Origin of the sequence: Ruminococcus sp. B05, assembly GCF_003628495.1 — a bacterium.
Taxonomy (GTDB): Bacteria; Bacillota; Clostridia; order Lachnospirales; family Lachnospiraceae; genus Schaedlerella; species Schaedlerella hominis.
This window is the reverse complement of the sequence record NZ_RBZR01000002.1, coordinates 14,805-28,447: the sequence shown is the minus strand read 5'-3', so window position 1 is coordinate 28,447 and position 13,643 is coordinate 14,805. Positions and strand designations below refer to the sequence as shown.

12 protein-coding genes and 1 other RNA gene are annotated in these 13,643 nt (G+C 39.6%); 12 read left to right on the top strand and 1 reads right to left on the bottom strand.

The features are described 5' to 3' along the window. Nucleotides 1–15: 15 nt before the first annotated feature. A complete protein-coding gene (ftsY, locus tag D8Q48_RS03160; protein WP_117989664.1) occupies nt 16–972 on the top strand; it encodes a signal recognition particle-docking protein FtsY in 957 nt (318 codons plus the stop codon). Between the two features lie 150 nt (nt 973–1,122). Then, a complete protein-coding gene (ilvA, locus tag D8Q48_RS03155; RefSeq protein WP_117989665.1) occupies nt 1,123–2,343 on the top strand; it encodes a threonine ammonia-lyase in 1,221 nt (406 codons plus the stop codon). A 52-nt stretch (nt 2,344–2,395) separates the two neighbouring features. Here the strand turns inward: ilvA and D8Q48_RS03150 are convergent, their stop codons facing one another. Next, nucleotides 2,396–3,574 carry a ribose-phosphate pyrophosphokinase gene (locus tag D8Q48_RS03150; RefSeq protein WP_117989666.1) on the bottom strand — a complete coding sequence of 393 codons (1,179 nt, stop codon included), beginning with the start codon at nt 3,572–3,574 and terminating at the stop codon, nt 2,396–2,398. A 194-nt stretch (nt 3,575–3,768) separates the two neighbouring features. On the opposite strand from D8Q48_RS03150, the gene D8Q48_RS03145 reads away from it, so the two are divergent. The 10 genes from D8Q48_RS03145 (at nt 3,769) to D8Q48_RS03100 (ending at nt 13,623) form a co-directional block, all read left to right on the top strand. Next, nucleotides 3,769–5,079: a DUF512 domain-containing protein gene (locus D8Q48_RS03145; RefSeq protein ID WP_121055399.1), complete on the top strand. Its 1,311-nt coding sequence runs from the start codon at nt 3,769–3,771 to the stop codon at nt 5,077–5,079. Between the two features lie 53 nt (nt 5,080–5,132). Next, nucleotides 5,133–6,461, top strand: a complete 1,329-nt coding sequence (gene der, locus D8Q48_RS03140) for a ribosome biogenesis GTPase Der (RefSeq protein WP_117989668.1) — start codon at nt 5,133–5,135, stop codon at nt 6,459–6,461. A 3-nt stretch (nt 6,462–6,464) separates the two neighbouring features. Beyond that, nucleotides 6,465–7,094, top strand: coding sequence for a glycerol-3-phosphate 1-O-acyltransferase PlsY (plsY, locus tag D8Q48_RS03135; protein ID WP_117989669.1), 630 nt, complete (start codon nt 6,465–6,467; stop codon nt 7,092–7,094). Between the two features lie 18 nt (nt 7,095–7,112). Continuing rightward, nucleotides 7,113–8,132 (top strand): NAD(P)H-dependent glycerol-3-phosphate dehydrogenase, encoded by a 1,020-nt coding sequence (locus D8Q48_RS03130; protein ID WP_117989715.1) that lies wholly within the window; start codon nt 7,113–7,115, stop codon nt 8,130–8,132. Nucleotides 8,133–8,229: 97 nt separating this feature from the next. Beyond that, nucleotides 8,230–9,702, top strand: a complete 1,473-nt coding sequence (spoIVA, locus tag D8Q48_RS03125) for a stage IV sporulation protein A (RefSeq protein ID WP_117989670.1) — start codon at nt 8,230–8,232, stop codon at nt 9,700–9,702. Nucleotides 9,703–9,807: 105 nt separating this feature from the next. Then, entirely contained in the window at nt 9,808–11,085 is a 1,278-nt protein-coding gene (locus D8Q48_RS03120; RefSeq protein ID WP_121055397.1) for an amidohydrolase, read from the top strand. A gap of 101 nt (nt 11,086–11,186) precedes the next feature. Beyond that, on the top strand, nt 11,187–11,648 hold the full coding sequence (locus D8Q48_RS03115; protein WP_117989672.1) for a molybdopterin-binding protein: 462 nt from the start codon (nt 11,187–11,189) through the stop codon (nt 11,646–11,648). A 29-nt stretch (nt 11,649–11,677) separates the two neighbouring features. Beyond that, nucleotides 11,678–12,157 (top strand): ribonuclease HI, encoded by a 480-nt coding sequence (gene rnhA / locus D8Q48_RS03110; RefSeq protein ID WP_117989673.1) that lies wholly within the window; start codon nt 11,678–11,680, stop codon nt 12,155–12,157. A gap of 30 nt (nt 12,158–12,187) precedes the next feature. Further along, an RNA gene (gene rnpB / locus D8Q48_RS03105) (RNase P RNA component class A) lies at nt 12,188–12,540 on the top strand. A gap of 51 nt (nt 12,541–12,591) precedes the next feature. Next, nucleotides 12,592–13,623, top strand: a complete 1,032-nt coding sequence (locus tag D8Q48_RS03100) for a 3-deoxy-7-phosphoheptulonate synthase (protein ID WP_121055395.1) — start codon at nt 12,592–12,594, stop codon at nt 13,621–13,623. Nucleotides 13,624–13,643: the final 20 nt, after the last annotated feature.

The following is a 13,643-nucleotide window of genomic DNA, read 5'->3' as shown; positions in this document are numbered from 1 at the left end:
CAAAAGGAGAGAAAAATGGGAGAGAAAAAAGGTTTTTTTAGCAGACTGGTATCAGGTCTGACAAAAACAAGAGATAATATTGTGTCCGGAATGGACAGTATTTTTCATGGGTTTTCTCATATTGATGATGATTTCTATGAGGAATTAGAAGAGACATTGATCATGGGAGACCTCGGTGTGCATACAACAATGGAGATTATAGAAGATCTCAAAGAGAAAGTAAAAGAACAGCATATCAAGGAACCTATCGAATGTAGAGAACTATTGATCGATAGCATAAAAAAACAGATGGACGTAGGCGAGACAGCATATGAATTTGAAAACCGTCAATCGGTAGTATTTGTGATTGGAGTCAATGGAGTAGGTAAAACTACAACAATTGGAAAGCTGGCAGGAAAATTTCATGCACAAGGGAAGAAAGTAATCCTTGGTGCGGCAGATACATTCCGTGCTGCAGCAGGAGAACAGCTTAAAGAATGGGCAAATCGTGCGCAGGTAGAGATGATTGGCGGACAGGAAGGCTCTGATCCGGCAGCAGTTGTCTATGATGCAGTAGCAGCAGCAAAAGCGAGAAAAGCAGATATTTTGCTCTGTGATACAGCAGGACGTCTTCATAACAAAAAGAATCTGATGGAAGAATTGAAAAAAATCAATCGCGTGATAGATAGAGAATATCCAGATGCGTATCGTGAGACACTGGTTGTTCTGGATGCTACAACAGGGCAGAATGCATTAGCTCAGGCAAAAGAGTTTAATGAAGTTACAGATATTACAGGTGTTGTATTAACGAAGATGGACGGAACAGCAAAAGGCGGAATAGCAGTTGCAATCCAGTCAGAGCTTGGTATTCCGGTAAAATATATCGGCGTTGGCGAGTCGATTGATGACCTGCAGAAATTTAATGCAGATGAATTTGTAAATGCATTATTTTATACAAATGACAAAAAAGAATATGCAGAAGATGAGGCGTAATGACGAATAAACATACAAAAATTTGCATATTATATAAAAAATAATTGACATCGAACTCGAGAGTTCTTATGATATAACATAAGAAACAGATAAAGTTTTTTTAAAAAAGCTGAAATAGAAGTTAAAACACGAAGAAAAAAGGTGAGCAGGATGAATGAATTAACATTAGAGAAGTTCGAGGAAGCAAGTGAAATAGTTACACGAGTTACAAACCCGACAAAATTGATAAAGAGTGATTATTTAAGCCAGCAGACAGGGGCAAAGGTGTATTTAAAACCAGAAAATATGCAGCATACAGGAGCATACAAGTTACGTGGAGCTTATTACAAGATCAGTACATTGTCAGAAGAAGAACGTGCAAAAGGTCTGATCACAGCATCTGCGGGAAACCATGCACAGGGAGTTGCATATGCAGCAAAGGCATATGGCTGTAAGGCAACGATTGTTATGCCTACAGTAACACCACTTATCAAGGTGAATCGTACAAAGAGCTATGGTGCAGAAGTAATTCTTCACGGAGATGTATATGACGATGCATGTGAGTATGCATATAAACTTGCAGAAGAACATGGGTATACATTTGTGCATCCATTTGATGATCTGGACGTTGCAACCGGACAGGGAACAATTGCTATGGAAATCATTCAGGAACTGCCTACTGTAGATTATATTCTTGCACCGATCGGCGGAGGCGGATTGATCACAGGTGTATCTACACTTGCCAAGATGCTCAATCCAAAGATTAAAGTCATTGGTGTAGAACCAGCCGGAGCTGCAAGTATGACAGCAGCGTTAAAAGCCGGAGAAGTAGTAGAACTTGACAGTGCGAATACAATTGCAGATGGTACAGCAGTAAAAGCAGTAGGACATCAGAATCTCCCATATGTACGTGAGAATGTAGATGAAGTATTGTTGGTAGAAGATGATGAGTTGATCGGTGCATTTTTGGATATCGTAGAAAATCACAAGATGATAGTAGAAAATTCCGGTCTTTTGAGTGTCGCAGCATTGAAACAGCTGGATTGCAAAGGCAAAAAGGTTGTATGTATCTTAAGCGGTGGTAACATGGATGTGATTACAATGTCATCTATCGTACAGCATGGATTGATCCAGAGAGATCGTATTTTCTCAGTATCTGTATTACTTCCGGATAAGCCGGGTGAGTTGCAGAGAGTTGCATCTGTTATTGCAGGTCAGAAAGGTAATATTATCAAACTTGAGCACAATCAGTTTGTAAGTACAAATAGAAATGCAGCAGTAGAACTTAGAATTACGATGGAAGCGTTTGGAACAGAGCATAAGCATCAGATACTTGCAGCACTTGAAGAAAATGGTTTAAAACCAAAAACAATCAGCGCAAAATTGTATTAATGATAATAAAAGCAAAAAAAGAAAAGGTCCGAAAACCTTTTCTTTTTTGCTTTTATCGTTTGATATTGTGTTTTTCTAATAAAGAATGAATTCTGTCTGTTGGATTCAGTACGTTGCCGATTGAAACATCGTGATTCAATGAATCAATGATCAAAGCTAAGAATTTACTCATATCGGCAGTAACGAAATATGGTTTTTCATTTACAACAGATGGAAGATATGTCAGGTTTGTTGTGATTACTTTGTTGATATATCCTTTTTCATAATAATCATCAAATTTCTCAAAACCTTCTGTGAACAGACCAAATGTTGTACATACGAATACACGTCCGGCACCACGTTCTTTTAATTTCTTCGCAACATCAAGCATACTTTCTCCGGAAGAAATCATATCGTCAACGATGATAACATCTTTTCCTGTTACATCATCTCCCAAAAATTCGTGGGCAACAATAGGATTCTTACCATTTACAATAGTAGAGTAGTCACGACGTTTGTAGAACATACCCATATCCACGCCAAGGACATTTGAAAAGTATACAGCACGGTGCATTGCACCTTCATCCGGGCTGATGATCATCAGATGTTCTTTGTCGACAATGATATCAGGAACTGCTCTGAAAAGAGCTTTCATAAACTGATACGGAGGATCAAAACTATCGAATCCGCTCAAAGGGATTGCATTCTGTACTCGTGGGTCATGTGCATCAAAAGTAATAATATTTGTAACCCCCATTGCATTTAACTCTTCTAATGCAAGTGCACAGTCCAAAGATTCTCTCTTTGTGCGTTTATGCTGGCGACTTTCATAGAGGAATGGCATGATAACGTTAATACGGTGAGCCTTTCCAGTTGCAGCAGAGATGATACGCTTCAGATCCTGATAGTGATCATCTGGAGACATGTGATTGAGATGTCCGTTTACAGAATAAGTCAGACTGTAATTGCAGACATCCGTCATAATAAACAGATCAGTTCCACGGATAGTTTCTTTCAGAATACCTTTTGCCTCTCCGCTTCCGAAACGCGGACAACTACAATCTACAAGATAACTGTTTGATTTGTAGTTTGTGTAAAGTGGAGAGGTTGTAATCTCGTTGATAGTGTCCTTTCGAAAAGATACAAGATAGTCATTGACCTTATGACCAAGGTCCTTACAGCTTTCCATTGCAACCAGTTTCAGAGGTGCAATAGGAAGTGTTTTTTCCAATGCTTCAATATTGTTTGACATGATTTTCTCCTAAGTATTATTTTCGTAATCGTGCGGTGTATGAATACATCATCATACACAGATACAATATCGTTATATCATTTTTTATATAGAAATTCAAGTGACTCAACCTTATCTTTACTAAATTTGCGGATTATGTTAAAATATCATGGTATATTGCGGAAATTATGTCAATATGAAAGAGGTTTAATTATATGAAACATAAACATATCATCAGCACAGTGCACCCTGGCAGCATTGCTGAAGAGATGGGAATCGAACCAGGGGATAGATTGTTGACGATGAATGGAAATGAAATCGAAGACATTTTTGATTATCGCTATTACATGGAAGATGAGCTTGTTGTTCTGCTCGTAGAGAAGGCAAATGGAGAACAGTGGGAATTAGAGATTGAGAAAGAAGAATTTGAAGATTTGGGAATGGATTTTGAGCAGGGTCTGATGGATGAATATCGTTCCTGTCATAATAAATGTATTTTCTGCTTTATTGATCAAATGCCTCCGGGAATGAGAGAGACACTTTATTTTAAAGATGATGATTCCAGACTCTCATTTTTACAGGGGAATTATGTGACACTTACAAATATGAGTGAGCATGATATGCAAAGAATTGTAAAGTATCATCTGGAGCCAATCAATATTTCATTTCAGACGACCAATCCGGAACTTAGGTGCAGGATGCTGCACAATCGTTTTGCAGGAGATGCTTTAAAGAAGGTTGATATTTTATATCAGGCAGGCATTGAGATGAATGGCCAGATCGTACTGTGTAAGGGCTTTAATGACGGAGAAGAGTTGGAGAGAAGTATCCGGGACCTGACAAAATACTTGCCATTTTTAAGAAGTGTTTCTGTCGTTCCGGTAGGACTTAGTAAATATCGTGATGGGCTTGAGCCACTCGAACCATTTACAAAGGAAGATGCGAATCAGGTGTTGGATATTATTTACAAATGGAGAGAAAAAATTTATCCGGAATACGGAATACATTTTATTCATGCCAGCGATGAATGGTATATTCTTGCAGAGCGGGAACTTCCGGATGAAGAACAATATGATGGATATCTTCAGCTTGAGAATGGTGTTGGAATGCTTCGACTGCTCCATGATGAGTTCATGGAAGCACTGGAGAAAGAAGAAGGGGATGACAAAGAACGTGTGATGTCTATGGCAACGGGGCGTCTTGCTTATCCGTATCTGTTGCGTCTTGTACAGGCGATGAAGGACAAGTTCCCGAATGTTCATGTAAATGTTGTCCCAATCAGAAATGATTTCTTTGGTGAATTAATCACGGTGTCCGGACTGATTACCGGACAGGATTTGATGAGCCAGATGAAAGTACAGATGCAGGGAGAACGATTATTGATTCCATGCAATATGCTGCGTATAGATGAGGATGTATTTTTGGATGATTATACGACAGATGATGTAGAGAAAACTTTACAAGTAAAGTTGAATATTGTAAAATCAAGCGGACAAGATTTGCTTGATGCAATATTGGAAAAATAAACACATAAAAAAGTAACTGATAAATAGAGAATATAAGAAAGGTAGATACAAAGATGAGTAAACCAGTGGTAGCAATTGTGGGAAGACCTAACGTAGGAAAGTCTACATTATTTAACGTACTGGCGGGGGAGATGATCTCCATCGTCAAAGATACACCGGGAGTAACAAGAGACCGTATTTATGCGGATGTTTCCTGGTTGGATAAAGAATTTACAATGATCGATACAGGCGGTATTGAGCCGGACAGCAGAGATGTCATTTTATCACAGATGAGAGAACAGGCGCAGATTGCCATTGATACAGCAGATGTGATTGTATTTATTACAGATGTAAAACAAGGACTTCAGGATTCGGATTCAAAGGTTGCAGATATGCTTCGTCGTTCCGGAAAACCAATCGTACTTGTTGTAAATAAAGTAGATAATTTTGATAAATACATGGCAGATGTGTACGAGTTCTATAATCTTGGAATCGGAGATCCAATTCCAATCTCGGCTGCATCCAGACTTGGATTGGGAGATATGCTCGATGTTGTGATTTCACATTTCCCGGAAGGGGCAGGAGAAGAAGAGGAAGATGAACGTCCTCGTATCGCCATCGTAGGGAAACCAAACGTAGGAAAATCTTCGATCATTAATAAATTGTTGGGAGAGAACCGCGTGATTGTATCTAATATTGCAGGTACGACAAGAGATGCCATTGACACAGCAATCAAGCATAATGACAAGGAATATGTTTTTATTGATACAGCGGGACTTCGCCGTAAGAATAAGATAAAAGAAGAACTGGAGCGTTACAGTATTATCCGTACAGTAACAGCAGTGGAGCGTGCAGATGTGGTCTTGATGGTGATTGATGCAACAGAAGGTGTAACAGAGCAGGATGCAAAGATTGCCGGAATTGCCCATGAACGAGGTAAGGGTGTCATCATTGTAGTGAATAAATGGGATGCCATTGAAAAAAATGATAAGACAATGCGTGAATATGAGAATAAGATCCGTCAGGTATTGTCATATATGCCGTATGCAGAAATCATGTATGTATCTGCTATGACAGGACAGCGTTTGAATAAATTATATGATATGATCGATATGGTTATTGAGAATCAGACACTTCGTGTTGCAACAGGTGTTTTGAATGAGATCATGACAGAGGCAGTTGCTATGCAGCAGCCACCTTCAGATAAGGGAAAACGTTTGAAACTTTACTATATCACTCAGGTAGCGGTTAAACCACCATCATTTGTAATTTTTGTAAATGATAAGCAGCTGATGCATTTTTCATATACAAGATATTTGGAGAACAAGATTCGTGAAGCTTTTGGATTCAGAGGAACTTCATTAAAATTCTTCATTAGAGAGAGAAAGGAAAAGGATCAGTAGAAGATGGAACGTATCATCTGTTTAGTAATTGGATATATTTTTGGCTTGTTTCAGACAGGTTATATTGTTGGGAAACTGCATCATATTGATATCAGACAGCAGGGCAGTGGAAATGCCGGCTCGACAAATGCAGTTCGTGTAATGGGATGGAAAGCCGGCTTGTGTACATTTGCAGGAGATGTGTTGAAATGCGTATTAGCGATATGTCTTACTCGATATATTTACCGTGATACAGCGTATGCGCCGATGCTGGCAATGTACGCAGGTGTTGGTGCAACTCTGGGACATAATTTTCCGTTTTATTTGAAGTTTAAAGGTGGAAAAGGAATTGCTGTACTGGCAGGACTGGTAGTTGCAACTCATCCGGTTTTGGTGCCAATTCCATTGACATGCTTTTTGATCGCATCAATTTTAACGCGTTATGTGTCGCTTGGTTCTCTATTGGCAGCAACCACATTTTTTATGGAGATCATTCTTTATGGCGAGATGGGCGGTCTTAGAATGAGCTTAAATTATCGTGTTGAAACTTATGTGCTTGCATGTATCATTATGGTTCTTGCATGGTTTAGACATAAAGAAAATATCAAACGTCTGATAGCCGGAACAGAAAATAGATTCGGCTCAAAAAAATAAGAGAAAGGGGTGTTTGATGTGGCAAACGTAGGAGTAATTGGAGCAGGAAGCTGGGGAACAGCATTATCGGTACTTTTGGATGATAACGGACATCAGGTGACGATTTGGTCGATCGATTCGGAAGAAGTGAAGATGTTGAATGAGCAGCGTGAACATGCTAAAAAATTGCCGGGAGTAAAGCTGTCTGATAAGATGCTGATCACAGGAAATCTTCAGGAAGCAATTGAAGGAAAAGATTTTCTTGTATTGGCAGTACCATCTCCATTTACAAGAGCAACGGCAAAGAAGATGTGCCCGTATGTTGCAGAGGGACAAAAAATCGTAGACGTTGCGAAAGGTATTGAAGAGAGTACATTGAAGACATTGTCTCAACAGATAGAGGAAGAGATTCCTCAAGCAGATGTGGCAGTACTTTCAGGACCAAGTCATGCAGAGGAGGTTGGAAGAAAATTACCAACGACATGTGTGATTGGAGCAAAGACTAAGAAAACAGCAGAATATCTTCAGAAGGCTTTTATCAGTCCGGTATTTCGTGTTTATATCAGCCCGGATATTCTGGGAATCGAGCTTGGCGGTTCACTTAAGAATGTGATTGCACTGGCAGCCGGCATGGCTGACGGGCTGGGTTATGGAGACAATACAAAAGCCGCACTTATCACACGTGGAATCGCAGAGATTGCAAGACTTGGTATGAAGATGGGTGGAAAACTGGAAACATTTACAGGGCTTACAGGAATTGGAGATTTAATTGTAACCTGTGCAAGTGTACACAGCCGTAACCGTAAAGCCGGATATCTTATGGGACAGGGAAAATCCATGCAAGAGGCAATGGATGAAGTTCAGATGGTAGTAGAAGGCGTTTATTCTGCAAAAGCAGCAGCAAAACTTGCAGAAAAATATGATGTATCTATGCCAATCGTAACAGCGGTCAACCAGATTTTGTTTGAAGGTAAGAAAGCGCGTGATGCAGTAAACGAATTGATGCTTAGAGAGTCTAAAAACGAACATGCATCACTGCCATGGCCAGATGAAGTGTAATAGGACGTTCGACTTGAATTTGGATTAAAAGAAAACAAACGTATAAACCCCTCTTGGTCTGCATACATTTGTATCAGCAGAACAAGGGGGTATTTTTATGGATTCATTTCAGTTATACAAAGATATGCAGACAAGAACCAATGGGGAGATTTATATCGGAGTAGTAGGACCGGTTCGGACAGGCAAGTCGACATTTATCAAAAGATTTATGGATTTGCTGGTGCTTCCCAATATAACAGATGAGCATGACAGGAAGAGAACGCAGGATGAACTTCCACAATCGGCATCCGGTACAATGATTATGACAACAGAACCGAAATTTATTCCAAAAGATGCGGCGCAATTAAAGCTGGGAGAGGATGTAAATATAAAAGTAAGACTGATTGATTGCGTCGGATTTATGGTAGATGGTGCAATAGGACATATTGAGCATGATGTTGAACGACAGGTGAAGACACCGTGGTTTGATACAGAAATCCCGTTTACAAAAGCAGCAGCAATAGGGACGCAGAAAGTAATACGCGATCATTCAACAATAGGTCTGGTTGTCACAACAGATGGAAGTATCGGAGAAATTCCACGACAAAATTATGTGGCAGCAGAAGAACAGACAATACAAGAACTTCAAAGTATAGGAAAACCATTTTTAATTATACTAAATTGTAAAAAACCGTATTCTGAGGAAGCACAGGATTTGAAGCAGGAGCTTGAGAAAAAGTATAAGACAACAGTAATAACAGTGAACTGCGAACAATTAAAAATGGAAGATATTAATCAGATGATTCAGCAGCTTTTATATGAATTTCCAATATCGGAGGTCGAATTTTTTATTCCCAAATGGGTAGAAATGTTGTCGAGGGAGCATGTAATTAAACAAGATCTTTTGAAAGTAGTGAAAAAAATTTTAGATGAACTTGTGGATATCAGAAGCGCCGGATTAATAGAAGAAAAAACAGACAGTCCCTACATAGAGAAAGTTCGGGTGGATAGGATTGAGATGGATACAGGAAAAGTCTGTGTTCAGTTAGAGTTTGACATGCAATATTATTATCAAGTATTGAGCGAACTGACGGGGACATCTATCCAGGGAGAATATGAATTGATATCTGTTTTAAAATCTTTATCTGCGATGAAAGAAGAATATGTTCAGATAAAAGATGCATTTGCGGATGTGAAACGAAAAGGTTATGGAGTTGTCAGTCCAAAACGAGACGAAATCGTGTTGGATGAACCAACAATCATAAAGCAGGGAAATAAGTTTGGTGTGAAAATCCATTCAGAGGCACCTTCTATTCATATGATCAGGGCGAATATTGCAACGGAGATTGCTCCGATTGTTGGAAGTGAAAAACAGGCGGAAGATCTGGTACAATATATTAAAGCAGAAAGTCAGACAGAAGAAGGTGTCTGGGCAACAAATATTTTCGGAAAATCCGTAGAAGAATTAGTGATAGAGGGGATTCAGAGTAAGCTTGTAAAAATTAATGAAGAAAGCCAGGTGAAGCTGCAGGATACGATGCAAAAGATTGTAAATGACAGCAATGGAGGTCTTGTTTGTATTATTATTTAAGAGTATAATAAAAATGACTGCGTAAGTGATAAAAAATGAGATATCGCAGAGGTAAAGAATTTGAGAGACTACTGACAAATATTATGGAAAAGACGAGGATGGAAGATGAATACAAGGATATATAATGCAAGAATTTTAACAATGGAAGAAGGAAAGTCTGCATTTGTGGGTGAAGTGTGGATTGATGGGGACACCATTGTTTATGCAGGACCGGAAGGGAAAGAAACGGATATTGTTTGGGATAAAGAAATTGATGCAAAGGGCAATTTGATCATGCCGGGATTTAAAAATGCACATACACATACAGCAATGACGTTTTTACGTTCTTATGCAGATGATATGAAATTAGACGAGTGGCTGAATAAACAGGTATTTCCAAATGAAGCAAAGCTGGATGGAGAAGCTGTATACTGGTTTACGAAATTAGGAATCATGGAATATCTGACAAGCGGGATCACTGCAGCATATGATATGTATTTCTTTGTAGATGATGGAGCACGTTCAGCCAGAGATTGTGGATTCCGCTATACATTCTGTGATAGTACAAATGATTTTGGCGGAACAGCAGAGAGCATGGAAAAAGATTATATTCGTTTGAATGAAGACCCATCTCGCATGATCAGCCATCGTCTTGGTTTCCATGCAGAGTATACAACAAAGAAAGAACTGATGGAGGATATTGCCCAGCTTGCACATAAATATCAGGCACCGGTCAGTGTGCATTGTTCGGAGACAAGAAAAGAAGTAGAGGGTTGTCGTGCCCACAGCGGCATGACACCGGTTGTATATATGGATTCACTGGGGCTGTTTAATTATGGAGGAACTATATTCCATGGTGTGCATTTGGATGAAGAAGATTATGATATTTTGAAAAAACGTGGTATGTATGTAGTGACAAACCCAGCATCAAACTTGAAACTGGCAAGTGGTATCGCACCGATCAATCGTTATCTGAAAGAAGGAATCCCGGTTGCTATAGGAACAGATGGACCTGCAAGTAACAACTGCCTTGATATGTTTAGAGAGATGTTTCTTGTGACAGGTCTTCAGAAGGTAGTGTGTGATGATCCGGAAGCAGTACCGGCAATGGAAGTTTTGAAGATGGCTACGGTAAATGGAGCACATGCTATGGGACTTAATGAATGTGATACTTTGAGCGAAGGAAAAAAAGCAGATTTGATCATGATCGATCTCAAACAGCCGAATATGCAGCCAATCCAGAATACAGAGAAGAATCTTGTATATGCAGGAAGCAAGCAGAATGTCAAGATGACAATGGTTGCGGGTAAAGTATTATATCAGGACGGAGAATTCTATCTTGATTGTCCGGCAGAAGAAGTTTATGAAAAGGCAAATTCATTGGCAAGAAAGATATTAGATTAGAAAATAAAAAGTAAAAAGTAAAGGACAGCTTTGGGGAAGAAAAACATAAGCTGCCTTTATGGCAAATGCAGGGGATATAAATAGAAAGGGGTACACAAGAAGTGAAGGCAGCAGTATTTACAATAAATACAAGAGCATATGAACAGAAAAAAAGCAGCAAGACAGGTGCTGCATTGAAAACAACACTAGAACAGATCGGCTTTGAAGTAAAAGAAGGTGTGCTTCCGGAAGACAAGACAGTAGTGGCAGCTGTAATTAAGCAGCTGGCAGATTCAGAAGCAGTACAGCTGATCATTACAACAGGCGCAGTTGGATATTTGAAAAAAGATTGCGCGCCGGATGCACTGATGGAAGTGGCAGATCGTTTACTTCCGGGAATTCCAGAGGCAATCCGGGCATATAATATCCGATATACGAAGAAAGTAATATTGGATCGCGGAACAGCAGGAATCCGTAACAAGACAATTATAGTAAATCTTCATGAAGGACAAAAATCAGCAAAAGAAAGTCTGGAATATATTATAATGGAATTAGTACAGGCATTGGAGACGATGAATGCATAGTGAAGATTAAAAAGGGAGATATATAGCAGATGCATATAAAACTATATACAGATGGTGCTGCAAGAGGGAATCCCGATGGACCGGGAGGATATGGCGCAGTATTGGAGTACGTGGATACAAAAGGACAACTTCATATAAAGGAGTTGTCACAAGGATATAAGAAGACAACAAATAACAGAATGGAATTAATGGCTGTAATTTCCGGATTGGAGGCGTTAAATCGTCCGTGTCAGGTGGATGTGTATTCCGATTCTAAATATGTTGTAGATGCGTTTAATCAGCATTGGGTGGATTCATGGATCAAAAAGAATTGGAAACGTGGAAAAAATGAACCGGTAAAGAATGTAGATTTGTGGAAGCGTCTTATGGCAGTGAAAGCAAAGCATGATGTGACATTTCATTGGGTTAAAGGACACGATGGACATCCACAGAATGAACGATGTGATGAACTTGCAACAACAGCAGCAGATGGGAATGCATTGATTGTGGATGAGGGACTGGACTTTTAGGAAAAATCATGGTACAATTCTTAACTGTGTTAAGTAGGACAGACAATCGCGGCTGCGGGAATCGAAAGATTGCAGACGAGGAAAGTCCGGGCTTCATAGGGCAGGATGCCGGATAACGTCCGGTAGAGGTGACTCTAAGGAAAGTGCAACAGAAATAAACCGCATATGTATTTACATATGTAAGGGTGGAAAGGCAGTGTAAGAGACTACCGCCTCGCTGGTAACAGAGAGGGCACATGTAAACCCCATCCGAAGCAAGACCGGATAAAAGCAATGTGGCTGCCCGTCACGCTTTAGGTAGGTCGCTCGAGCCTGTTGGCGACAACAGGCCTAGATAGATGATTGTTCAACGACATAACCCGGCTCATCGTCTTGCTTAACACATTGAAACAATTGACATAAAACACAGTGAGACAACATAAGGAGATATCAACATGGGAATGAGAATAAATGCGGAGCTTCCGTTACCGGCTGATTTGAAGGCAGAATATCCGCTTTCAGACAAGATTATCAAGATTAAAGAAAAAAGAGATGCTGAGATTAGAGATATATTTACAGGAAAGTCCGATAAATTTATTGTAATCGTGGGACCGTGTTCGGCAGATAATGAAGATGCAGTCTGCGAGTATGTGAATCGTCTTGCGAGAGTTAATGAAAAAGTTTCAGATCGTCTTATGATCATTCCTAGAATTTATACAAACAAACCTAGAACAACCGGAGAAGGATATAAAGGTATGCTTCATCAGCCAGACCCGGATAAGGCACCGGACTTACTGGCAGGAATTATTGCAATTCGCAAGATGCATATCCGTGCCATTGAAGAGACAGGACTGACAGCGGCTGATGAGATGCTCTATCCTGAAAATAGAAGCTATCTGGATGATATTTTGTCATATGAGGCAATTGGAGCTCGTTCAGTGGAGAATCAGCAGCATCGCCTTACAGCGAGTGGGATGAATATTCCAATCGGAATGAAAAATCCGACGAGCGGTGACTTCCTTGTTATGCTGAACTCTGTAATAGCAGCACAGCATTCGCATTCATTTATTTACCGAGGTATGGATGTGACTACAGATGGTAATGATCTTGCACATGTGATTTTGCGCGGTGGCGTAGATAAGTATGGTACATGCAATCCAAATTATCATTATGAAGATTTGGTCCGCCTGCTTTCTTTATATCAGAAAATGGAGTTGAAAAATCCGGCAGCGATCATTGATGCGAATCATTCAAATTCTAACAAGAAGTTTAAAGAACAGATTCGTATTACAAGTGAGATACTTCACAGCAGAAGCTATAATCCAGAGCTTAAAAAGCTGATAAAAGGTGTAATGATCGAAAGTTATCTGGAAGAAGGAAATCAGAAGATATGTCCGGATATGATTTATGGTAAATCTATTACGGATCCATGTCTTGGATGGGAAGATACAGAACGCTTGATTTATGAAATTGCAGAAAAGTGTTAAAAAAAGCTTTCGCTTTACGA